The organism is Alkalimonas mucilaginosa (genome assembly GCF_036327005.1).
GTDB classification, from domain to species: Bacteria; Pseudomonadota; Gammaproteobacteria; order Enterobacterales; family Alteromonadaceae; genus Alkalimonas; species Alkalimonas mucilaginosa.
On sequence record NZ_JAUGZK010000005.1, the window covers coordinates 159,607 to 182,926 of the forward strand.

22 protein-coding genes are annotated in these 23,320 nt (G+C 54.1%); 7 read left to right on the top strand and 15 right to left on the bottom strand.

What is annotated here, in order from left to right; all coding sequences use genetic code 11:
* Window positions 1-135 precede the first annotated feature (135 nt).
* The 3 genes from QWF21_RS08900 to QWF21_RS08910 all read left to right on the top strand — a co-directional run bounded on the left by QWF21_RS08900 (window position 136) and on the right by QWF21_RS08910 (window position 3,962).
* The gene (locus tag QWF21_RS08900; protein ID WP_330087698.1) at window positions 136-1,020 is read left to right on the top strand and encodes a DUF4097 family beta strand repeat-containing protein; all 885 of its coding nucleotides are present in this window, start codon (window positions 136-138) and stop codon (window positions 1,018-1,020) included.
* Window positions 1,021-1,115: 95 nt separating this feature from the next.
* Window positions 1,116-1,895, top strand: a complete 780-nt coding sequence (locus tag QWF21_RS08905; RefSeq protein ID WP_330087699.1) for a substrate-binding periplasmic protein — start codon at window positions 1,116-1,118, stop codon at window positions 1,893-1,895.
* Between the two features lie 303 nt (window positions 1,896-2,198).
* Entirely contained in the window at window positions 2,199-3,962 is a 1,764-nt protein-coding gene (locus tag QWF21_RS08910; protein ID WP_330087700.1) for an alpha-amylase domain-containing protein, read from the top strand.
* Here the strand turns inward: QWF21_RS08910 and QWF21_RS08915 are convergent.
* Window positions 3,946-4,146 (bottom strand): ribosome alternative rescue factor ArfA, encoded by a 201-nt coding sequence (locus QWF21_RS08915; protein WP_330087701.1) that lies wholly within the window; start codon window positions 4,144-4,146, stop codon window positions 3,946-3,948. The genes QWF21_RS08910 and QWF21_RS08915 overlap by 17 nt on opposite strands.
* Window positions 4,147-4,385: 239 nt before the next feature.
* Between QWF21_RS08915 and QWF21_RS08920 the strand changes: the two genes are divergently transcribed.
* Together QWF21_RS08920 and QWF21_RS08925 are read left to right on the top strand one after the other, a co-directional pair.
* Window positions 4,386-4,871, top strand: a complete 486-nt coding sequence (locus QWF21_RS08920; RefSeq protein ID WP_330087702.1) for a HipA family kinase — start codon at window positions 4,386-4,388, stop codon at window positions 4,869-4,871.
* The gene (locus tag QWF21_RS08925; RefSeq protein ID WP_330087703.1) at window positions 4,868-5,704 is read left to right on the top strand and encodes a DUF3037 domain-containing protein; all 837 of its coding nucleotides are present in this window, start codon (window positions 4,868-4,870) and stop codon (window positions 5,702-5,704) included. Before QWF21_RS08920 ends, QWF21_RS08925 begins: the two co-directional genes overlap by 4 nt.
* Before the next feature lie 116 nt (window positions 5,705-5,820).
* Here QWF21_RS08925 and ilvA read toward each other — a convergent pair whose 3' ends face one another.
* The 4 genes from ilvA to ilvG all read right to left on the bottom strand — a co-directional run bounded on the left by ilvA (window position 5,821) and on the right by ilvG (window position 11,386).
* A complete protein-coding gene (ilvA, locus tag QWF21_RS08930) occupies window positions 5,821-7,380 on the bottom strand; it encodes a threonine ammonia-lyase, biosynthetic (RefSeq protein ID WP_330087704.1) in 1,560 nt (519 codons plus the stop codon).
* A 188-nt stretch (window positions 7,381-7,568) separates the two neighbouring features.
* A complete protein-coding gene (gene ilvD, locus QWF21_RS08935; RefSeq protein ID WP_330087705.1) occupies window positions 7,569-9,419 on the bottom strand; it encodes a dihydroxy-acid dehydratase in 1,851 nt (616 codons plus the stop codon).
* A gap of 57 nt (window positions 9,420-9,476) precedes the next feature.
* Window positions 9,477-9,731, bottom strand: a complete 255-nt coding sequence (gene ilvM / locus QWF21_RS08940) for an acetolactate synthase 2 small subunit (RefSeq protein WP_305946141.1) — start codon at window positions 9,729-9,731, stop codon at window positions 9,477-9,479.
* A complete protein-coding gene (gene ilvG / locus QWF21_RS08945; protein WP_330087706.1) occupies window positions 9,728-11,386 on the bottom strand; it encodes an acetolactate synthase 2 catalytic subunit in 1,659 nt (552 codons plus the stop codon). Before ilvG ends, ilvM begins: the two co-directional genes overlap by 4 nt.
* 401 nt (window positions 11,387-11,787) lie before the next feature.
* Between ilvG and QWF21_RS08950 the strand changes: the two genes are divergently transcribed.
* Entirely contained in the window at window positions 11,788-12,033 is a 246-nt protein-coding gene (locus QWF21_RS08950) for a DUF1289 domain-containing protein (protein WP_330087707.1), read from the top strand.
* Between the two features lie 7 nt (window positions 12,034-12,040).
* On the opposite strand, the gene QWF21_RS08955 is transcribed toward QWF21_RS08950, so the two are convergent.
* From QWF21_RS08955 to rsuA, 4 genes are all read right to left on the bottom strand, one after another.
* Entirely contained in the window at window positions 12,041-12,286 is a 246-nt protein-coding gene (locus QWF21_RS08955; RefSeq protein WP_330087708.1) for a GlsB/YeaQ/YmgE family stress response membrane protein, read from the bottom strand.
* A gap of 59 nt (window positions 12,287-12,345) precedes the next feature.
* A complete protein-coding gene (locus tag QWF21_RS08960; RefSeq protein ID WP_330087709.1) occupies window positions 12,346-14,226 on the bottom strand; it encodes an Lnb N-terminal periplasmic domain-containing protein in 1,881 nt (626 codons plus the stop codon).
* A gap of 63 nt (window positions 14,227-14,289) precedes the next feature.
* Window positions 14,290-14,760: a DUF3015 family protein gene (locus QWF21_RS08965; protein ID WP_330087710.1), complete on the bottom strand. Its 471-nt coding sequence runs from the start codon at window positions 14,758-14,760 to the stop codon at window positions 14,290-14,292.
* A gap of 96 nt (window positions 14,761-14,856) precedes the next feature.
* Complete coding sequence (gene rsuA, locus QWF21_RS08970; RefSeq protein WP_330087711.1) at window positions 14,857-15,561, bottom strand: 16S rRNA pseudouridine(516) synthase RsuA; 705 nt, start codon at window positions 15,559-15,561, stop codon at window positions 14,857-14,859.
* 125 nt (window positions 15,562-15,686) lie between these two features.
* Here rsuA and QWF21_RS08975 point away from each other — a divergent pair, with 125 nt between their 5' ends.
* Window positions 15,687-16,328 (top strand): hypothetical protein, encoded by a 642-nt coding sequence (locus tag QWF21_RS08975; protein WP_330087712.1) that lies wholly within the window; start codon window positions 15,687-15,689, stop codon window positions 16,326-16,328.
* Here QWF21_RS08975 and cysQ read toward each other — a convergent pair.
* The 6 genes from cysQ to cysG are packed head-to-tail and all read right to left on the bottom strand — an operon-like array spanning window position 16,325 to window position 23,235.
* Window positions 16,325-17,089 (bottom strand): 3'(2'),5'-bisphosphate nucleotidase CysQ, encoded by a 765-nt coding sequence (gene cysQ, locus QWF21_RS08980; RefSeq protein ID WP_330087713.1) that lies wholly within the window; start codon window positions 17,087-17,089, stop codon window positions 16,325-16,327. The two genes, QWF21_RS08975 and cysQ, sit on opposite strands and share 4 nt — an antisense overlap.
* 13 nt (window positions 17,090-17,102) lie before the next feature.
* Window positions 17,103-17,720 (bottom strand): adenylyl-sulfate kinase, encoded by a 618-nt coding sequence (cysC, locus tag QWF21_RS08985; protein ID WP_330087714.1) that lies wholly within the window; start codon window positions 17,718-17,720, stop codon window positions 17,103-17,105.
* 18 nt (window positions 17,721-17,738) lie between these two features.
* Window positions 17,739-19,463, bottom strand: a complete 1,725-nt coding sequence (locus QWF21_RS08990) for an SLC13 family permease (protein ID WP_330087715.1) — start codon at window positions 19,461-19,463, stop codon at window positions 17,739-17,741.
* On the bottom strand, window positions 19,460-20,923 hold the full coding sequence (gene cysN / locus QWF21_RS08995) for a sulfate adenylyltransferase subunit CysN (protein ID WP_330087716.1): 1,464 nt from the start codon (window positions 20,921-20,923) through the stop codon (window positions 19,460-19,462). Before cysN ends, QWF21_RS08990 begins: the two co-directional genes overlap by 4 nt.
* Window positions 20,923-21,819, bottom strand: coding sequence for a sulfate adenylyltransferase subunit CysD (gene cysD, locus QWF21_RS09000; protein ID WP_330087717.1), 897 nt, complete (start codon window positions 21,817-21,819; stop codon window positions 20,923-20,925). Before cysD ends, cysN begins: the two co-directional genes overlap by 1 nt.
* A gap of 9 nt (window positions 21,820-21,828) precedes the next feature.
* Window positions 21,829-23,235, bottom strand: a complete 1,407-nt coding sequence (cysG, locus tag QWF21_RS09005) for a siroheme synthase CysG (RefSeq protein ID WP_330087718.1) — start codon at window positions 23,233-23,235, stop codon at window positions 21,829-21,831.
* Window positions 23,236-23,320: the final 85 nt, after the last annotated feature.

Genomic DNA, 23,320 nt, shown 5'->3' on the forward strand with positions numbered 1-23,320 from the left:
TGCTGATCTCAGGGGTATGGGTAGTCAATAATTTTTTGTTAAGTTATTGATAGGTATCACTATTGTATTTTGGCCCATTCTTTGCTTTTGAGTTTAGAGCTGGATAGGCTCAAACAAACAAAAGGGGAATACAGTATGTGGAAACTTGGTATCGCCGTGTTGGCACTTAGCTCTGGTTTGGCACTGGCGAATGAACGCTGTGCCTACAGTGCGGAGCGGACACTTAATTTGTCGGACGTACAGCGCTTGCAACTGACCATGGCCTCCGATCAGCTGAAGCTGACAGGTGGCAATAGTAATGAAGTGACCGTGCATGCCCGGTTGTGTGCTTCATCGCAAAAGCGTCTGGATGAATTGCAACTGGCAAGCCGGCAGCAGGGCCAGTCTACGCAATTGCAGTTGTTGCCTGAGCGGCGCTCCAATCAGTTTGGCTCAGGGCTCTTTGGGCGGGGAGGCAACTATGGTTGGTTCGATTTAACGTTGCAGGTGCCTGCGTCCATGCTGCTGGATCTGACGGTCAGCTCTGGTTCGGCCAGTATTGAAAATATTGCCGGTTTAGATTTGGTAGTAAGCTCTGGCCGGGTGCAGGCCAGCAAGGTAGCCGGCCCGGTCAGCAGCACGGTGTCCAGTGGTCAACTCACTTTGGTCGAGGCTGGCCCGGTGCAGTTAAATGCGCTGTCGTCTGGTCAGGTCACGTTGCGTCAGGTCGGTGCCGTGCAGGCCAGCAGTGTCAGTTCGGGACAGCTCAGTATTGAAAGTGCAGCCGGTGATGTCACGCTCAACAGCCTAAGCTCAGGCCAGATCCGGGCCAGTGATGTGCAGGGCTCGGTCAGCGTAGACCGCATTAGCTCCGGCTCAGCCCGGATCAGTGATGTGACCGGCAATGCAGCCTTTGGCTCCATCGGCTCCGGCAGCATCCGTGCCGAGCGCATTGGCGGGGACTTGAGCCTGGAGCGCAAAGGCAGCGGCTCAGTACGGCATCAGGAAGTGCGTGGTCAGGTGCGCTTGCCATCGCGCTAAATTGACATCAGACCGGGCGGTACCAAGCTGCCTGGTCTGGCTATTTTTTTCAGCTTTATCCATACTTAGGTTCCGATTTTTTATTTGGCATGGCTATGGTCCGATGGCTGTTGGTTCTGGTGATGATAAGCGCCACTTCACTGCAGGCAGAACCCTGCTTGCTCAAGGTGCAGGCACAGCATTTTCCTCCGCGTTTTATTAAGTTGGAATCGGCCACCGGCGAGGTGGAGTGGCAAGGCTTCAATGCGGAGTTGTATCAGCAGTTGGCTGAGCGGATGGGCTGTCAGCTGGAGCTGTTGGAAATCCCCTTTGGCCGGGCCATGCAACTGTTGGCAGAGGGTGAGCTTGGCATGATGAGCAATGTGTCGAAAAATGCAGAGCGCGCTGAGTTTGCTCACTTTATCGGTCCGGTCAGCACCGAGCGTACTATGGTAGTTGGGTCGAGCTCATTGCTTGGTCAGGTGAGCAATCTGCAGCAGTTGGCAGAGGTGGATGGGCATATCGGCCTGATGCAGGGGGTGTTTTACGGTCAGGAATTTGCCAATGAGCTGGCGCAGAATACACATCTGCAAGAACGCCTTGCTTATGTTGGTACCAGCCAGCAAAAGCTGGATTTACTACTACGTGGCCGGATACAACTGACCTTTGAAGACAGTCTGACGCTGCAACAGCTGTATCAACAGCAGGTGTTGGATCAGCAGGAGCTGGTTGCGCTTTTTACCTTGTATGAAAGTCCGGTTTACCTGGCAGTGAGCAAAGCAGCCTTTGATAAAGAGCGTTTGCACCAGCTGCAACTGGCCTGGCAGCAACTGGTAGCCGATGGCGCTCTATCCGGCTTGCAACAACGTTACTTTTCAGCTGTGGAGGCGCCTTAATTTCTCTGAGATCAGCAAGACGATCATGCCCGCCATTCACTCTGATTTCCCCAAAATAGTGCAAATATTTCGTTAATTTGTGCTTGCATACGTATTCATCTTGTTTACCTGCACCAACTTGGCCATAACGGTAAGGCTTTGTGCAAGTTTTAAGCGCAGAGATCGCAGGCCTGTTTAGTACAGCTGGTGGCGTTTGGAGACGCAGGGGGTAACAACAAGGACAAAGTCGTAGGACGGCAAGGCATGAAGCCGGGTAGTACAACTACAGGCCGGAAATAAAACCATTTATTTTCAGGTAGAATCATGCAAAACACAGCGAAAAACGCCATCTGGCAGAGGGTGCGCCACAGCGCCATTGCCTTATCCGCTCTCAGCTTATCCTTTGGCCTGCAGGCCAGCGAGTTACCACAAATTCCACCACAGCAGGTGAACAACACCATGTACCAGGCATTTTATTGGGATGCCTACCCTGGCCTTTGGGCCAATTTACCGGCCATGGCGGCCCCTTTGGCCGAGCGTGGCATTACCTCGATGTGGTTGCCGCCCGCCGCCAAAGGCATGAATGGTACTTTCAGTGTCGGTTACGATGTATACGATTTCTGGGATCTGGGCGAGTTTAACCAAAAAGGCACCACCGCCACCCGTTACGGTACCCGTCAGCAGCTGCAACAAGCACTGAGTGCTCTGGACCAACTGGGTATTCAGGCCTATTTTGATGTGGTGTTTAACCACCGCATGGGTGCCGATGCACAGGAGCATATTCCTGGCTTTGGCCTGGCCTGGACCGCGTATCATCTGCAAGGTCGGCAGGCGCATTATACCCAGCAAAACTGGGGCTACTTGTGGCATGACTTTGACTGGAACTGGACCGCGTTTAATGGCTCCGACAATCAGCTCTACCCCGGAAAATGGTGGGGCAATACCTTCCACTTCCCTTATTTGATGGGTGAGGATGTCGATTACAACCGTTTTGAAGTGCAGCAGGAAATGAAAGCCTGGGGGGAGTGGATCATCAACAGCGTTGGTTTTAGCGGCTTTCGGATGGATGCCATTGCCCATGTTGATACCGATTTTACCCGTGACTGGATCAATCACGTACAGTGGGCCACCAGCGAGGATGTGTTCTTTGTCGCCGAAGCCTGGGTCAGTGATATCAACGGCTATCTGGATGCCGTCAATACGCCGCATTTGCGCGCTTTTGATTTCAATTTGCGCGAAGACTTTGTTGCTTTAAGCAGTGGCGGCAAAGATATGCGCTGGTGGGGTGGTCTGGTTAATAGCCAGCACCGCGATCGGGCGGTCACTTTTGTCGATAACCACGACACCAGCCGGGCCGGCAATCCTTATGGCATGCCGCAGGTGATCAACTACAAGAACCAGGCCTACGCTTACATTTTGTTGCGTGAACATGGGGTGCCGACCGTGTTTGCCCGCGATTACGACGAATTTGGCATGGCGCCAACGCTGGATAAATTGATTGAGGCGCGCCGCTACTTTGCCTATGGCCCCGGCCATGAGTACTCCGGCAATACCGAGGCCGTCTACGCCTATGTGCGCGAAGGGCTTAGCACTGTGCCGGGCACCGGTCTGGTGATGCTGATGTCGGGTCGTAACTGGGGTGGTCAGCAGTCGTTCTCCATCAACAGCCATCAGCCGAATACCACCTTTTACGATTATACCGGCAATGTCAGCGGCACGGTGACCACCAATGCGCAGGGTTATGGCAGCTTCCCGGTCACTATAACGGAAAGTACCGGTTGGTCAGTCTGGGTACCACAATCCAGTGGTGGCACTCAGCCGGGATCCATTACCCTGCGGATGACCAAGGATGTTGGCTATGGTTTTTCACTGTTCTTCACTGGCAGCAGTGCAGAGCTCACCAATTGGGGCGGCGGTATTGAAGGCACCTGGACCAGTGGCCATGTCTGGGAAGTGACCATCCCGGATCCGGGCAACTTTGAATGGAAAACCCGTAAAGGCCCAACCGGCGGCAGTGGTCAGGACTGGGAAAGTGGCAGCAACCACAACCAGACCAATTTGCACCCCAGTTTTAATGGTGGGTTTTAACAAAGCTATATAGTAAAACAACAAGGGCGTAATCGTTGGAATTACGCCCTTTTCGCTGGTAGGACCCTTTGCCCTTTTTCGCCTTCACCACCCTAGTTTGAAATACTTTGCTGGTGACTAAGGCTTTCATCGCATTATCGCGGATTTCCCCGCGGCCATGCTCGGTTGTTGCTGGTTTACTCATGTTATGGCTCCTGTGTGAAAATCGCGCAAAGTGTAGCTGAGGCTCCAGGCCTGAGCAAGCATCATACGTGTACTTGCAGTGCAGCAATGTATAGTAAAAAGCTGCTTAGTCCATACTAGTCGTGGTAAGTAGCCGCAACGTCCAAACAGAGTTCTTTACTTTAATCTCTGTCGCCAGACCAAAGTAAAGTTTGTTTTTTCCAGATGATTGTCATAGCTTTAGATTTAGTGTGTCGATTCATGGTGCTAGGTGATGGAGACACCGTTGTCTTTGGTTCCCGGCTCATTCCTGACCTAATAGAAATAACATACTCAAATGCCTTAAAACTTCCTGCTCAATTTGCCCGCGACTTATTCTTATTTGATTATTGGATAAAAAATGAAGATCGCACCATGACGGAGTATAGTGGTAATCCGAACTTATTTTACCAAGCAGGCTCAGATAACTATGTAGTGCTTGATCACAACCTTGCCTTTGATGAGGACTATAATTTCGGTAGAAACGCATACTTACACCCCGGTAATAAAGTATGGTTAAGCAGCCAGCGGGATGTGTTGTGGCAGGACCACTACAGTGCGAAGCTGACCATTGCTTTGCAAGGCTTTGAACAGTATGCTGCAACCTTACCAGCCACATGGCTTGATGACGAGACCGACTATTTGCAACAGATACGAAGGACTTTGTTGCAGTATAATGATGATGAGTTTTGGGAGGTGCTGATATGAAAACGCTGTATCAGTATGCAATAGTACGATTTATGCCACATGCAGAGACAGGCGAATTCGCTAATGTCGGCATCGTGCTGTGTGCTCCAGAACTTGGCTTAATTGATTTTCGCTTGGCCCCCACTCGCTTTGCCAGAGTGACGGACTTTTTTGAAGACCTAAATGGTAAGTTGTATAAAGCCACCTTACAAACAGTGGAAGAAGAGCTGCAGCGCCTAAATGCATATGCTGGTAAACTGGCGGCAAAAGATCTCGCATTGCACATGCAGGAAGTGGTTCGGCCAAGAGAAACATTAGTCCGTTACTCTGAACTACGTACGCTGTACCTTGAAAAAAAACCGGAAGCTGTGCTCAATCAATTGTTTGAGCAACTGGTCCATCGCACCTTCCTGACAGAAGAGTATCAGGAAAATCTGATGGTTAAGGTGATTCGCCAGCAACTCCGCGATGAAAAGCTTACGCACTTTAAGCAGCAAAAGATTCAGGATAACTTAATAGAGGTTACATTGCCGCTGGTAGCCAAAACAAATGACCTATTTGTTATAAGGCCTTTAGCTTTCCGGCAGAGAACGGCTACCAGGGTGCTTGACCATGCTGAACATTGGCTTGGCCGTTTCCGTCGATTGGTAAACCACCAAGTACTGCAAAAGCAGAATATACTGTTGCCTTTACAGGGACCTGTTAGTACAGATAACAAACTTCAAGCTGCATTCAAAGAAGTTGAACAAGAGCTGACTATTTTTGGAGTGCAAACTCTGGAATATCAGGATAAAGCAGGCATTAGTCAGTTTGCCAGGCAAGCGCTTCAGACCAATGGGTTTAAGTTGCAATAGCGGTGTACCACGGCAACTCTCAGAGTATCAGTTAGTCTGAACTTCATTAAGTCTAGCAACGAAAAGGGCGTAATCAATTGAATTACACCCTATTTCATGGGAAGCAGCTAGCTCTTTTACCCTGCCGTTAAAAACGTCCGGTAGCTTTGATTATCACTGACCAGCCGGTATTCATAGCCCAGGGTGTTTAAATGCTCGGCGATGTCATGGTGTTCCGCTACTTCAAAGCCTGCCAGCACATCGCCGGTAGCGGCGCCGTGGTTACGGTAGTGGAACAGCGTGATGTTTTGGTGCTCGCCCAGCGTATTCAGGAAATTCATCAACGCGCCCGGGTACTCGGGAAAGCTGAATTGGTACACCTGCTCGGTCAAGGGTCGCGGAGGCAGGCCGCCGACCATATGACGCACATGCAATTTGGCCAGCTCATCGTCGGATAAATCCAGAAAGTCGTAACCGGCATCCTGCAGTGCCTGCTTGACGGTATTCAGCTCCTGTTCCCCATGGCGCAGTTTGATGCCGACAAAAATATGGGCCTTGTGGTCGCTGGCATAGCGGTAGTTAAACTCGGTGATGGCGCGACCGCCCAACGTCTGGCAAAAGCGGCGGAAGCTGCCAGTCTGCTCTGGGATGGTCACAGCCAGCACGGCTTCTTTTTTCTCACCCAGCTCGCAACGCTCAGAGACATAGCGCAGAGTATCGAAATTAAGGTTGGCCCCGCTTAACACCGCCGCCAGTTGCAGATTGGGCGCGGTAGCGGCCTGCTGGCTGTACTTCTTTAACCCCGCCAGTGCGAGCGCACCGGCAGGTTCGGCCACTGCCCGCAAATCATCGAAAATATCTTTAATGGCAGCGCAGATTTCATCACTGCTGACAGTAATTACATCATCGCAATACTGCTGCGCCAGTTTGAAGTTTTCGCTGCCAATGCGCTTGACCGCCACCCCATCGGCAAAAAGGCCAACCCGCTCCAGCGTCACCGGCGCACCGGCTTTTAGCGCTGCCTGCAAACAGTTGGCATCGTCCGGCTCGACTCCGATCACTTTGACATGCGGCAACACCGCCTTGATGTAGACCGCCATACCAGCCAGCAAACCACCGCCACCGACCGGGATAAAAACCGCATCCAGCTGATTGTGCTGGGTCAGCAGTTCTTTGGCGACCGTGCCCTGGCCGGCAATCACATCCGGATCGTCAAAAGGCGGGATGTAGCAGGCCCCTTCGGTTTCGGCTAGCTCCATGGCAAAGCGGTTGGCCTCATCAAAGCCGGTGCCGTGTTGCACCACCTTACCGCCCAGTGCTTTGACCGCCGCCACTTTGATTTCCGGCGTGGTGATTGGCATCACTATGGTGGCCTGCAGGCCCAGCTTGCTGGCCGACAGCGCCACCCCCTGGGCATGATTACCGGCCGAGGCACAAACCACCCGCGCATCCGGGCTGTGCTGTTTCACTTTGTGCAGCTTATGAAAGGCCCCGCGCAGTTTGAAGGAATAGACCGGCTGCTTGTCTTCGCGCTTAAGCCATACCTGTTGCACCAGCCGCTGGCTTAGCTTGGCCATCGGCTGGGTCGGGGTTTCCACCGCCGCCTGATACACCGGCGACAGCAAAATCTCGCGCAGATACTGCTGCATCACATCGGTATCTGTCGGGGCGGGTTGTGCTGTTGCCAGGTTATTCATTACTACTCCGTTGACTTAATAACTGCTAACTACTTTTTGACTGTTTTTCTCGCCGCTGCATCCAGGTCTCGAGCGGAGACAGGGAGCAACTAAGCGGGGCCTGTACGGCATGGATGCCGGACAAGAGGGTACAGGGAAGTATTTACCCCGTCCCCGCGTGTTGCTGCCTGTCTGCGCTATGCTGGATACTAGCCTTCCAACTTCGACAAATCCCGCACCGCACCCTTATCGGCACTGCTGGCCAGCATGGCATAAGCTTTCAGCGCATTGCTGACCACGCGCTGTCGATCCAGCGGTTTCCAGGCCGCGGTCCCTTTCGCCTCCATCGCGGCGCGGCGCTCAGCCAGTTCGTCATCGCTGATGGCAATGGCAATTTTGCGACCCGGAATATCAATCTCAATCCGATCGCCATCCTGCACCAGCGCTATAGCGCCACCACTGGCGGCCTCCGGCGAGACGTGGCCAATGGACAGGCCGGAGGTGCCACCGGAAAAACGGCCATCGGTGATCAGCGCACAGGACTTACCCAACCCCATCGACTTCAGGTAACTGGTCGGGTACAGCATTTCCTGCATGCCTGGACCACCTTTCGGGCCTTCGTAGCGAATAATCACCGCATCACCGGCCACGACCTTGCCAGCCAGAATAGCGGCAACGGCGTCGTCCTGACTTTCAAAGATCCGTGCCCGGCCATTGAATACCAGGCACTCCTCATCGACGCCGGCTGTTTTCACAATGCAGCCATTGGGTGCCAGATTGCCGCTCAGTACTGCCAGGCCACCATCTTGTGAATAAGCGTGCTCTTTGCTGCGAATGCAGCCTTGTTCGCGGTCATCATCCAGGCTGGGGTAACGGCAATTCTGCGAGAAAGCCTGGGTGGTGCGGATGCCGGCCGGGCCGGCCATGTAAAATTGTTTCACCTGTTCGTGCTGACTGGTTTTGATGTCCCACTTGGCCAGCACTTCACCCATGCTCCCCCCACAGACATGGCCGGTGCTGGGATCCAGCAAGCCGGCGCGGTTTAGCTCGGCCAGAATACCCATCACGCCACCGGCGCGATGCACGTCTTCCATATGGTACTTCTGGGTCGAGGGTGCGACCTTGCACAGGTGCGGTACTATCCGTGATAACCGGTCAATATCGGCCATGCTGAAATCCACCTCGCCTTCCAGCGCTGCGGCCAGCAAGTGCAGTACGGTGTTGGTGGAGCCGCCCATGGCGATATCCAGCATCATGGCATTTTCAAAGGCAGCCTTGCTGGCAATGTTACGCGGCAAAGCGCCGGCATCGTCGTTGTGGTACCAGCGGTTGCACAGCTCCATAATGCGGTAACCAGCCTGGACAAACAGTTCTTTGCGATCGGCATGGGTGGCCAGTAAGGAGCCATTGCCTGGCTGGCCTAAGCCCAGTGCTTCGACCAGGCAGTTCATCGAGTTGGCGGTAAACATGCCGGAGCAGGAGCCGCAGGTTGGGCAGGCGCTGCGCTCTATCGCCTCGCTGTCGCTGTCACTGACCTTGGGATCAGCCGCCGACACCATGGCATCGACCAGATCGAGCTTGATGATTTGATCCGACAACTTGGTTTTGCCGGCTTCCATCGGGCCGCCGGACACAAAGATCACCGGCACATTCAGCCGCATCGCAGCCATCAGCATGCCAGGGGTGATTTTATCGCAGTTGGAGATGCACACCATGGCATCGGCGCAATGGGCATTGACCATGTACTCGACCGAATCAGCAATCAGCTCGCGCGACGGCAAACTGTACAGCATGCCGCCATGGCCCATGGCAATGCCATCGTCCACCGCTATGGTATTGAACTCTTTGGCGATACCACCGGCTTCGGCGATGCTGGCAGCGACCAGCTTGCCCAGATCGCGCAGATGCACATGGCCGGGTACAAACTCACAAAAAGAATTCACCACCGCGATAATGGGCTTGCCGAAGTCGGTGTCTTTGACGCCGGTGGCACGCCACAGCGCTCTGGCGCCAGCCATGTTTCTGCCTTCGGTGACGGTGGCGGATCGTAATTTTGGCATTGCGTGGATACTCCCTGATGCCGCTGGGCATCGTTAACATTAGCAAAGAATAAGTGATTAGGCCCGCAGCGATGCCAGTTGCTCGCTGTGCAGCTCCAATTGCTCGACATCGACCAGCTTGTTCAGTTGGCTGGTCAGCAGATGGATCGGTTTGTCACTGGCAATCGACAAGGTCAGCAGCAAGCCGGCCTGGCTGCTTTGTGGCTTCATCTCCAGGCCGGTTAACTGAAAGCCGCGGTAACGGGTGACTTGCAGCACACGCTCCAGCACTACCGTCTGGTTTTTGGTTTGGATGGTCAGTACATGGTTCATTGCGCTCTCTCCGTTAACATGTCTTCGTTAGCAGCCCCAGGCGGCACTAGGGGCCAGACGTTGTCTTGCTCATCAATCCGTACATGCAGCAAATAAGGGCCGGGCCAGGTCAGCATGGCCTCTATCGCATCGGCCACTTCGTCTTTGCGGCTGATGGTGTGGCCCGGTATCGCAAAAGCGGCGGCCAGAGCGACAAAGTCGGGATTGTCCGATAAATCGGTTTCGCTGTAGCGCTCGTTGAAGAACAGCTGCTGCCATTGCTTCACCATGCCCAGGCGTTGATTGTCGATGATGACGATCTTGACCGGCAGCCGAAAACGTTTGATGGTACCCAGCTCCTGCACATTCATCATAAAGGAGCCATCGCCACTGACGGCCAGCACTGTATCTTCTGGCCGGGCCAGCTTGGCACCGATGGCGGCCGGCAAGCCAAAACCCATAGTGCCCAAACCGCCACTACTTAAATGATTGCGTGGGTGATTAAAGCGCATGTGCTGCGCCACCCACATCTGATGCTGGCCGACATCGCAACAGACCACGCTGTTATCCGGCAGGCGGTCGCTGAGCTGCTTTAACATCAGCGGCGCATAAATCCGCTCGCCCGGATGATCGTAGCGCCAGCCGTGCTGCTGCTTTAGCGCCAGGCAGTGCTCGAGCCAGGGTTGGCAGTGGGTCGCGACCGTCATCGCCGGCAGCAATTGCTGCATTGGGCCCAGCATGGCGCAATCGGGCTGGCGCAGCTTGTTGATTTCGGCCGGGTCGATATCCAGCTGAATCACCTTGGCATCTGGGGCAAAGCTGTCCAGCTTGCCGGTGACCCGATCGTCAAAGCGGGCCCCCAGACAGATCAGCAAATCGCATTGCTGCACCGCCAGATTAGCCGCCTGAGTGCCATGCATGCCCAGCATGCCGAGATAATAGGGGTTGTCTTTGGCCACTGATCCCATGGCTTTTAAGGTGGTGACCGATGGCATGGCGCTTTCGGTTAAAAACTGCTGCAGCTCGGCGATGGCATCAGCCATATGGACGCCACCACCGATGTACGCGATGGGCCGTTCGGCGGCAGCAATCAATGCGCGGGCTTGGTGCAGCTGGTCGGCCGCCACCTGTGGTAATGACGATTTTGGCGCAGCAGACACCGGTTTTAAGCTGCAGCTGACTTCGGCCTGTTGGATGTTTTTTGGAATGTCCACCAGTACCGGGCCGGGGCGGCCACTTTGCGCCAGGGCAAAGGCCTGGTGCAGGGTGTCTTCCAGTGCATCGATGTGCTCCACCAAAAAGCTGTGTTTGGTGACCGGCAGGCTCAGCCCCAGCACATCAATTTCCTGGAAGGCATCGGTACCCATCACGCCCTGTGCCACCTGACCGGTGATCGCTACCAGGGGCACCGAGTCCAGCAAGGCATCGGCCAGCGAGGTGATTAGATTGGTCGCGCCAGGGCCCGAAGTCGCCAGACAGACACCCACCTTGCCGGAGCTGCGGGCATAGCCTATGGCCGAGAAAGCACCACCTTGCTCATGCCGACACAAATAGTGCTTAATTGGGCTTTGGTAGATGGCATCGTAAATCGGCATGATGGCCCCACCGGGGTAGCCGAAGATGCTGTCTACCCCGTGTTGCTGCAACACCTTCATTACCAAATCTGCGCCTTTCATCGTTGTTCCTCTGGACTTATTCAGCCCGCTTTTTTAAGGCCCGGAAACGAAAAAACCCCCGGTCCTTGCGGAGCGGGGGTTTTCTGGAATCTGGTTATTTAGCTGGTAAATTCCAAACGCAAGCCCCCGCAGCGACTAATAATCACCACGACTACGAGGACAATAATGTTCAGAACGGTTGCTAAACGCATTTTGTAATTCTTCACTAACTCTAACGGTTAATTGGGGCTGTGGTGAAAAACCACGCCAGTTGCTTATATAAATAGCCGTCTATCAGTCTGAAGTCAACGATTTTTTCTGTTGACAGGCAATTTATCGCAAAAAAGCCGCTGTAGAGCGATTTGCACAGCTTCTGTCTGGCGGAGTACACTGCAGTTATCGGCCATTGCCAGCGAGCCCGGATGGATCAGTTAGAGCTGTTTGATTTGCCCAACCCCTGCATTGGGGTCTGTGAAAGCGATAATCGTGGTTATTGCAAAGGCTGCCTGCGCTCACGCGAAGAACGCTTTAACTGGCCACAAAAGCCGGTAGCGGAAAAAGCTCGAATTTTAAAATTGCTGGCACAGCGTAAAAAGCGGCGTGAACAAAAAAATGGCGGCAGCGGGGCCGCAAACAGCCCTGCTACCGAGCCGGATTTATTTGATTAAGCGCAGCTCAGGCTTTCTTATTAATTAAGCTGAGTAAGAACAGCAGCACCACAGCACCAATGGTGGCCATAATCAAGGTGCCGAGCAGGTTGGTTGGCCCAAGCCCCAGTGCAGAAAACACCAGGCCGCCGATAAATGAGCCCACGACCCCGACCACAATGTTCACAATAAGGCCAAAGCCCCGGCCTTTCATTAATTGCCCGGCCAACCAGCCTGCTAAGGCGCCAATCAATAAAAAGATAATAAAGTTCATGCAGTTGCCCTCATTGTTGTTTTTTTAAGTTTAGCCATGATTTGGTAAAAGTCACATCGTTACCAATAACGACTGTAGGACAGTGTCCACTGTGTAGCGTCCTGAGTAGTGCCCAAGGAGAGCCGGATATCCCAATCAGGACTCTGACCAAAGCGGTTGTGCCAGCGGTACCAGCCATAACTCTGATGACCGGATTGAGCGTAACTACTCCAGCCAAACTCCAGTTGGCTGCGCCAGCCTGGATGGATATCGACAATAGCGCCAAGCCTGCCAACAGCGCTGACCAAGTTAAGCTGTTCTCCGGCAGGGTGAAGCCGTCCATCCAGCATGGCATAGACAATCCCATACTCTTGGAAGCGAATGGCTTTCCCCAGACCACCTTCGGCATATAGGTGACGGCAATCAGAACAGTGACGGGTCAGCGACCGGTAACCAAGTGCAACTTTCCAGGCAAAACCAGAGTCGGCAGGTAAGCCTGTAGTGGATAAGTTCATTTGCTCGATACGTAACAGCTCAAATTGTTGGATGACGAAACGTTGCTCTTCTCTTGCTAAAGTGACATCAAACATGCCTAACGCAGAAAAAGGTGGCTGGCCCGTCTGAGCGGTCAATAAATCGTAATAGGCTGCCCGGAATCGCACACCGGGTATAAATTTGTCGCTTTTATGCGAAGCTTGCAGTTGCCACATGGAGGGGCGCGTACTTTGATGAGGAAATTGCTCTGGTTGTGGAAATGGAGCTGGCGGTAGCACTGGCAGCATTAATCTTGCTTGCAGCAGCCCCTGTTTTTTTTGCTGAATAGCTTCAGGCTCGCCCAAATCAGCGAATTCCACATAGTCGAATAAGGCTTCTAATACTTGAGCTTGCTGCTCTGCTGATGGCAGTGGCTCTAAGAAGTTCTGCACCCTGAAGTCATGATGGATAATGGCTGCAACGGCTTGTTGTTGAACAGCATTCAGTTGCTTATATTTCTGGTAAAAGCGGTGTTGCCTGGAGGGATGGAGTTTGATTGCTCGGATCAAAGGCTGCCCCTGATGCTCGATGCCAGAAACTGCGTGGAAAACAGAGATCGGCATAGCCCAGGGTTGCAGGTCTGGCTTTAACCGGGCATCAATAATTAACTCCAGCAACTGAGCCATGCGAAAAGCACAATTTTCTTTTAGAAAATAATAGGTGTGGTGGCGTCCAATCAACTCCCAGGCATGGTAGGTTAGCTGCAAGACTTCATCATCTGTCAGGTTTAACTGATACTCCCATAAGTCTCTGAGTTCATGCTCACCGTACGTTAAGGAGTTTTTATAAAACTCACCATACGAGAAGGTGGACTGATAACCGCCAAAAAGTCCTTTGATAATGTAGGCAAAAGGATTCTCTTGATCCGGCACTGCCGCGCCATAATTCAGACTTTGGTGCTGCAGGTGGGTCTTGACTGGGTTGCTGCTGTTCAGTTTCAGGAGGATATGGCCATAAAATGAGGCTGGGTTGCCCAAGTAACCACTGGCAAATACTAAGCTCACGGAGTCCAGATACTCGGGCTCTGCCCACTGTTCAAACAAAGTACAGGCAGAGCGGGGGCGCACTTCTGCTAACCCTGTGAGCTTTTTTTCGAGCCAATGAGTACGGGCAATAAATCGGCAGCTGGCATGCTGATTTGAGTCCTCGTTGATATCTTGAAACATTGCAGCCAGGGTAGCTTGCAGCTCGCTGGCCGGGTTGGTACGTCCATCCGGTGCAAGAAAGAAATCGTCATCCAGAATTTCGCTACGAACACGCTGTGTATTCAGCCGGTGCTTTTTATAATGGAGTAAGGCATGCCAGTAAGGCTCATGCTGCAATTGCAAACTAGCAGCTTGTTGTTGAAAACGCTCAAGAGTTGAGGCTTGTGCTTCGCTTAGGGAACTTGTTAAGAGAAAAAGTAGAAGCCATAATCGGATTGTCATAGTCATACTGCATGAGAATAAGAAAAGCCCGCATAAAGCGGGCAGATCAGAGCTTCAGTAGGCTTAAATCACAGCGCACTGAGTGGCATAATTTTCTGCAATGGTAGCTTCCAATTGCAGGAAATAAGTTTCAGCTTTTGCTTCAGAGTTCAGATCCAACTGTGAACGCATTTCGCCGATTAATGCAGGGTGCGCTGCTGCATCGCAGCCCATCAGGTTTAGTACGGTTGTTAGGTGCAGACCTTCACCAATGGCGGTCTCTTCTTCAACCTGTGCAATGGTGTCTTGCAAAAATTGAGCGGCAGCTACACGTTGACCTTTGCAAGAGTCTTCAGAAGAAATTTTAGAAGAAATAGCGGTCGTTCCAAGATCCCAAATAACGTTTGAGATAGCGGCAGCCGTGTTGTTGTCATCAAAAATCATGGCGCCGATGCCACAGTGTTTCCATGGGTTAATTGAGGTATTGGCTTCTGCAGATGGCGCTGCAGTAACTGCTGCTGCGACTAAAGCAACGGCAAGAAGTGTATTTTTCATGAGATCTCCATAATCATTATTTTATGCGCCTGGCGCTGGCTGAAAATACTCAAAGATTACAATTTAGTCAATATGGTAAATAAGCTTTTATTAAATTTATTTTTGCACTGTTTGTAGCTGGTACTTTTCCTGCTCTGTTAACAACCGATACTCCCCTTCAGACAAGTCCTCCGGCAACTGAAAATCACCGATTTTTTCGCGGTGCAACCGCACCACTTTGTTGCCAACAGCAGCAAACATCCGTTTCACCTGATGGTAACGGCCTTCGTGAATAGTCAGCAGAGCTTCGCGCTCAGCGATGACTTCCAGCTCGGCGGGCAGGGTGGGATCTTTCTCACCGCGCAGCAGCACGCCTTCGGCAAACTGTGCTGCCGCATCGGCTGGAATGGGATCGGCCAGCCAGACCCGGTAGGTTTTAGCGACATGGTGTTTTGGCGAGGTAATGCGATGCAACCACTGGCCATCGTCGGTAATGAGCAGCAAGCCAGTGGTATCGAGATCGAGCCGCCCCACTGGATTGAGTGACTCCAGCGCCGGCTCATCCAGCAGCATCATCACCGTTGGGTGCTCAGGATCATCGCTGGAGCAGACATAGCCAGCCGGCTTGTGCAGCACCAGATAGCGGGGGCCACTCAGTGCCAGCGGTTCGTCATCCAGAGTGATGGTAGCGTCCGCTTTGAGCTGGGTCGCTCCTTGCTTGCAAGGCTCGCCATTGACGCCGACCCGACCTTGGCGGATCACTTTGGTGGCCTGAGAGCGGGTCAGGCCGGTGCAGCTGCTGATGAATTTATCCAGACGCATACAAGCTCGTGGTAACAGGAAAGTATTGGCATAGTGTACTGAATCGGGATCACAAAAGCTTGTTCAGCTTCAATTAAGCCCAACTCATTAGGCTAAAAGCTGACCATTTATCCGGAGGATGCAGTATGCGTTTTACTTTATTGGTATCAGCGGTTGCCACCGCGTTGTGTTTTCAAGCGTCCGCCAGTGACTGGCCAGGCCATCGTTTTGTTGAAGCCAGCTTTTTATCCTTTGAAGATAAGTTTGAAGGCGAGCGCAATGATTACAGCGGCTTCGGTTTAAAGGGCTCTTTTTTAATCAATCAGCATCTGTTTGTTGCTGGCGAGTACAGTCGGGTGGAAGATACGGTGCGCTTTGCCGATGGCTACGACAATTATCGTATCTACAACCGCGCCATCGGCCTGGGTGTCATTACGCCAGTAGCGCCTAATACTGTGCTGGATCTGGCCGGCTATTTTGGCAATTACCGGCTGGAAGATAAAATCGTTGCAGGCAATGTGATGTTCCTGGATAGGGACAAATACGATTACCTGAAAGCCGAAGCAACCCTGCGCAGCATGATCTCACCACAGGTAGAGCTGTATGGCCGTTTGGGCTATGAATATCTGGATGAGCCCGGTATTGTGGATAAAAACCAGTTCACCCAGGCCATCGGCCTGCACTACTTTTTAAGCCGCAATCTGTCCTTTTTGGCTGAGTTTGAGCGTGGTGACTTTCTGGGCGGCACCTTCACCCAGGGCAAGCTGGGAGCGCGCTTTAGCTTCTAAAGCGCGGATACCAGAAAGTTAGGGTTCAGTAGCTGTTCACGATGATAAGGGGCATCATCTAAGCCATCAAATGCAACAGTGGCACCGGCTTCTTCGGCCACAATATGACCGGCGCCGGTGTCCCACTGCATGGTGGGGCCAAAGCGTGGATAGACATGGGCCTCCCCTTCAGCCACCAGGCAGAATTTTAACGAACTGCCGACCGGCACCATCTCATAGCATTCAAACTGCTCAAGATAACCGGCCAGCTCCGGGCTGGGATGGCTGCGACTGCCGACCACTTTGACTGTTTCGCCAGACTTTGGCTTGCTGGCATGAATGCGGTACTGCTCGCCTTGATGTTGTACCAGGGCGCCTTCACCTTTGAGTGCCGCCCAGGTTTTTTCCAGCACAGGTGCATGCACCACGCCAAGCACCGGCTTACCCTGCTCGATCAGCGCAATATTGACGGTAAACTCACCATTGCGCTTAATAAACTCTTTGGTGCCATCCAAAGGATCGACCAACCAGAATCGCTGCCAGTGCTGGCGCTCGGGCCAGGGGGTGGCGGCGGCTTCTTCCGATAACACCGGAATATCCGGTGTTAGTTGATAAAGGCGAGCGCTAATGATTTGCTGGGCGGCCAAATCGGCATCGGTCAGTGGCGAGTCGTCTTGCTTGGCATGAATGCCCTGCGCCGCAATATCACGCTGATAGACTTCTAAAATGGCATCGCCCGCCTGCTCAGCCAACTGAATGATTTGTTGCAGCAGTAGTTTCATCGTCTTCACTCCATCAAAGGGTGGTACTCTGTGCTGCCTTGATCCAACCACGCTCTGCCAACAGTTGCAACAGTTGTTCGATGCTGTCGCTTAGCTCTGTGCTGGAGGTGTCGATCACCAGATCGGGGTTCTCCGGTGCCTCGTAGGGATCGGAGATGCCGGTAAAGTGGCTGATTTCGCCTTTACGGGCTTTTTGATACAGGCCTTTGACATCGCGCTGTTCGCAGATAGCCAGTGGCGTGGCAATGTACACCTCCAAAAAGGACTGCTCCGGCACCAGGCTGCGCACCAGAGCGCGTTGACTGCGGTAGGGTGAAATAAAGGCGCTGAGCACCAGCAAGCCGGCATCGACCATCAGGCCAGAGACGGCGCCCACCCGACGCAGGTTTTCGGTACGGTCCTCGGCACTAAAGCCCAAATCGGCACAAAGGCCATGCCGTACATTGTCACCATCGAGCAAGTAGGTGTGAAAGCCCCGGGCGGCCAGTGCTTGTTCCAGCGCATTGGCCACGGTGGATTTGCCCGAGCCACTTAAGCCGGTAAACCAGATCACGCCACTGCGGTGGCCGAACAGTTCGGCTCGCTGGGCGCGGCTGGTGTGGTGCTGTTGCCATACAATGTTGTCAGTCATCTGTGTTCAGTCCGAGAGTTAAAACGGGTAAAAATACGGCAGGCACAGCAGCACCACCGTCGAGTACACCAGCGCCATCGGAATACCGATCCGGGCATAGTCTTTCAGCTGATAGTTGCCGGCACTGTAGACCATCAGGTTGGTCTGGTAGCCAAAAGGGGAAATAAAGCTGGCCGAGGCGCCAAAGGCCACCGCCATAAAAAAGGGCAGCGGGCTGGTGCCAAGATCCAGCGCCATCGCGTACGCAATAGGAAAGGTCAAGGCGGCCGCGGCGTTGTTGGTGACCACTTCGGTAAAGAGCCAGGTGGCGACAAAAATGGCAATCAGCGCGCCGTAGGGGCCGTAACCGGCCACCAGTTGATTCAGGCCTCCGGCAATCATGCCGGCCACGCCGGACTGGATCATCAGCTGCGCCAGACCAATGGCCGAGCCGACAATAATAAAAAGCTCCAGTGGAAAACGGCGTTTCAGCTCGTTGACGTTGATCACCGAGCTGGCCAGATAGAGCACCAGCAGCACCGGCAGGCTTTTTACCAGCGGCACCAGATCCAGCATCGACAGCAGCAGGGTCAGTGCAAAGCTGCCCAGCACCCAGTGGCTGCGTTTGGCCGGCAGTGGCTGGCTGATCGCCAGGCCATTAACGTAAATAAAATCCTGTCCCAGCTCATTTTGGCCGGGGAAGTCCTTGCCGGTGGCCAGAATCAACACATCGCCGGCATGCAGCACCAGATTGCCGAGGCCGCCGTTTAAGCGCTCATGGCCACGACGCACGGCGATCACGGCCGCATTGTACTGCTCGCGAAAGCGTACCTGCTTCAGGGTTTTGCCAACCAGTTTGGAGCTGTAGCTAATGGCCGCCTCCATCAGCTCGCCGCTGTGCTCGGCTTCACCGGGCACCAGCGTCAGGCCGGGAAAGCTCTGCAGTTTGGACACCGCCTGCAGGTCGCCGACAAAATGCAGTTCATCACCGGGCTCCAGCACCGTCTCGGGCTTGACCGGGCAAATCAGCTGCTCGCCGCGCTGAATTTCGGCCAAAAACAGCTGCTGCAGCTCACGCAGGCCGTTGTCGCTGACGCTTTTGCCAATCAGCTGACTGTCGTCTGCAACCCGGGCACTGACGTAATAAGGTGCGGCTGTCTGTTCGTCTTTGCCGGTGTCGGGCAAAAAGTGCGCCCCCACCATCAGCACCAGCAAGCCGGCGCCAAAGGCAATCAGGCCCAGCAGGGTAAAATCAAAAAAGCCCAGACTGGCATGGCCGGCTTCTTCAACAAAACCATTGACGATCAGGTTGGTGGAGGTGCCAATCAGGGTCAGCATGCCGCCCAAAATGGCGCTGTAGGACAGCGGGATCAGCAGTCTGGAGGCAGCAAAATGCGGATGCTGGCGTAACGACGACATCAACGTGGAGACCACAGCCGTATTGTTGACAAAGGACGACAAAAAGCCGCTGGCCAGGCTGAGTCTGGCCACCACCAGACTGAGGTTCTGACCGGAAAAGCTGCGACTAAGCCAGCTCACCAGCTGGGATTTTTCAATCGCCAGCGAGACCAGCAGCAACAGCATCAAGGTGATCAGCGAGGGGTTGCTGAAGTTGGTCAGCGCTTTTTCCAGCGGCTGCCAGCCAACCAGATAGCTCAACAGCAAAGCGCCGCCAAACCAAAAGGCTGGCGAGCGTTTGCTAAAGATAAGACCTGCGATCAGCGCCAGCAACAGGCCTATCACCCCAAGCTGCTGCAGTGTCATGACCGATCCGAGGCCGACAGCGCCTGACTCAATGCCGATAAATCGGCCGCTTGCCAGTGCGGGAAGTGTTTACGGATCAGGGCGTTGAGCTCCAGTTCAAAGGCAGAGAAATTGGCCGGCACACTGGCTTGCTCGGTGGCCAGCACGGTTTGCACCAGGCCGGCAGCGACCGTGGCGTTGCTCAGCCTGTCGACCAGGATAAAGTTACCGGTACCCGGGTGCTCACTGGCGGTATCCAGTGGCAGCACTTCGGTCAGTTCCAGCTCGACCAGGGCAATGTCGTTCATCTGCACACTGTCGGCTTCGACCTTTTGCAGCGTATTGATATTCATCTTATGGTCCAGCTTACTGATGCTGGCTGAGCTTTTGCGACTGGCCAGTTTCAGGTCGTACAAACGGCCTTGTTGCAACGGCTGCTGGTTAAACCACACCAGATAGGCCAGGGCTCGGTTGCTTTGGGTGATGCTTTCTTCCACTGGCACCAGCCAGTCGCCACGGCTGATGTCGATTTCATCCTGCAACGTCAGCGTCACAGCTTCACCAGCCTCGGCCGAAGGCTGGGCGCCGGCAAAGGTTTCAATGCTGCGAATGGTGCTCTGCTGGCCGGAAGGATAGACTTTCACTGTTTGCCCCACGGCCAGCCGGCCACCGGTGACAGTACCGGCAAAACCACGGAAGTTCAGATCCGGCCGGATGACGTACTGCACCGGGAAGCGGCTGTGCTGGCCGCTGCGATCCGGCACCGGCAGTGTTTCCAGCAAAGGCAAGAGTGGCTGGCCCTGGTACCAGGGCATGCTGGCCGACAGGCTCATGATGTTCTCGCCTTTTAGCGCACTCAGTGGCACCACATCGACCTGTGGTACCTGCAACTGGGTAGTAATGGCCAGAATGTCTTTTTTGATACGGCTAAACTCGGTTTCGGCATAGCCAATCAAATCCATTTTATTCACCGCCACCACAAAATGCTTGATGCCAAGCAAGGCACAGATAAAGCTGTGGCGCTTGGTCTGGGTCAGCACACCATGGCGGGCATCGACCAGCAAGATAGCGACATCGGCGTTGGAGGCACCGGTGGCCATATTGCGGGTGTACTGCTCATGGCCCGGCGTATCGGCCAGAATAAATTTGCGCTTGGTGGTGGAAAAATAGCGGTAGGCCACGTCGATGGTGATGCCTTGTTCACGCTCGGCCTGCAGGCCATCTACCAGCATCGCCAGTTCCAGCTCACCATCGCTGTTGCGGCCTTTGTGATCGCGCTTTAACGCATCCAGCTGATCGTCATAGAGTTGCTGGCTGTCGTGTAGCAGGCGGCCAATCAGGGTGCTTTTGCCATCATCTACACTGCCACAGGTCAGCACCCGCAGCAGGCTTTTGTCCTGATGCTGCTGCAGGTAGCCGCGAATGCCGAGCTCATTCAGTTGCTGCTCTAAGCTGGTGTTTTCCAAAACGGTGCTGCTCATCAGAAGTACCCCTCGCGTTTTTTCAGCTCCATCCCGGACTGATCCTGATCAATCACCCGTCCCTGACGCTCAGAGGTGCGGGCCCGTAACATTTCTTCGACAATGCCTTCCAGCGTGTTGGCGGTGGACTCAATGGCGCCGGTCAGTGGGTAGCAGCCGAGGGTGCGAAAACGCACCGATTTCTGTTCAATGACCTCACCCGGTTCGATCGGCATGCGGTCATCATCCACCATAATCAGGGTGCCATCACGCTTGACCACAGGGCGCTCTTTCGCCAGGTACAGCGGCACGATGTCGATGTTTTCCTGCAGGATATAAAGCCAGATATCCAGCTCGGTCCAGTTCGATAACGGAAATACCCGGATGCTTTCGCCTTCGTTGATGGCGCTGTTGTAAATATTCCACAGCTCAGGCCGCTGGTTTTTCGGATCCCAACGGTGGTGCTTATCGCGAAAGGAGAACACCCGCTCCTTGGCGCGGGATTTTTCTTCATCACGACGGGCGCCGCCAAAAGCTGCATCAAAGCCATACTGGTTCAGCGCCTGCTTTAAGCCCTGAGTTTTCATGATGTCGGTGTGCTTGGCACTACCATGTACAAAGGGGTTGATGCCCATGGCCAGGCCTTCCGGGTTTTTGTGCACCCGCAAATCCAGCTGGTAGTCCTTGGCAATGCGGTCGCGAAATTCAATCATCTCGCGAAACTTCCAGTCGGTATCGACATGCAGCAAAGGAAAAGGAATTTTTCCCGGTGCAAAGGCTTTACGGGCCAGGTGCAGCAGCACCGATGAGTCCTTGCCAATCGAATACAGCATCACCGGCTTTTTAAACTCGGCCGCGACTTCGCGGAAAATATGGATGCTTTCGGCTTCCAGTTGTTGTAAATGCGATAAAGCCATCAGTTGCTCCTAGGCTGCCTGGCTGGCGCTTGGCTCAGCCACAAATGTTTGAAACCAGTGTAAATTCGGTGCCAGTGCCACCACTTCACCGACAATAATCAGCGCCGGGCTTTTCACCTGATGCTCGCTGATCAGCTCGGGCAGCTGCGCCAGCGTGCCGGTAATGGTGCGCTGCTCGGGCCGGGTGCCATTTTCAATAATGGCGACCGGCGTATCGCCGCTGCGGCCATGGGCAATCAGTTGCTGGCTAAGGGTGCCGCTGTTAATCAGCCCCATATAAACCACCAGGGTTTGCCGGGCTTTGGCCAGTGACGGCCAGTCCGGCTCGTCGCCATTGGCGCGGCAGTGGCCGGTGACCAGTTGCACCGTTTGGGCATAATCGCGGTGGGTCAGCGGAATGCCGGCATAGGCAGCACAGCCTGCGGCTGCGGTGACACCAGGCACCACGCTGTAACGAATACCGGCGGCCACCAGGGCTTCGCATTCTTCGCCGCCACGACCATAAATAAAGGGATCGCCGCCTTTTAACCGGCAGACCCGTTTGCCTTCTTGCGCCAGCCGGACGATCAACGCATTGATTTCATCCTGCGGCAGGCTGTGAAAACCGGCTTGTTTGGCCACGCAGATGCGCTCGGCATCGCGCCGTGCCAACGCCAGCACATCGGCGCTGACCAGACCGTCGTACACCAGCACATCGGCCTGCTGCATGCATTGCATCGCCTTGATGGTGAGCAGCTCCGGATCGCCCGGGCCAGCCCCCACCAGCCAGACTTCGCCCTGATTGGGCACAAAATCCTGCAGTTGCTGCTGAAACAGCTGTTCGGTTTGCTCGGTTTTACCCGCCGCCAGCAGTTGCTGGGCCGGCCCTGCGAACCAGCGCTCCCAGAAATCACGTCGTTCACTGATGGACGGTAGCGCAGCTTTGACCCGATGACGGCACTCGGCAGCGAAGCGGGCGATCAGGCTGACCGACTGCGGCAACAGCTGCTCAATGCGCTCGCGCAAACGACGAGCCAGCACCGGGGCATGGCCGCCGGAGGATATCGCCACCACTATTGGGCTGCGATCGACAATGGCCGGGAAAATAAAGTTGCCGTGCTCGGGATCATCCACAGCATTCACCCAGATATTGGCGGCGTTGGCGGCCTGAAAAATTTCGGCATTGACCTTTGGTTTATCGGTAGCAGCAATAATGAGTTTGTAGTGAGCAATGCTGTGCTCGCCAAAGGCCGCTTCAATGCAGGTTAGTTGATCGCCTTGCAACGCTTGTACTTCTGTACTGATGCGTTTGGCCAGCACTGTGACCTGAGCACCGGCGGCCAGCAACAGCTGAATTTTGCGGTAGGCCACAGCACCGCCACCGACCACCAGCACGGGTTGCTGCTGCAACTGGGTAAAAATTGGTAAAAAATCCATCACACACCTCAGCCCACACTGGCTACTAGCAATTGACGCCCAGCCATGATTAGCAAGGGGACCTTCAGGTTTGCAGAATAGCCGT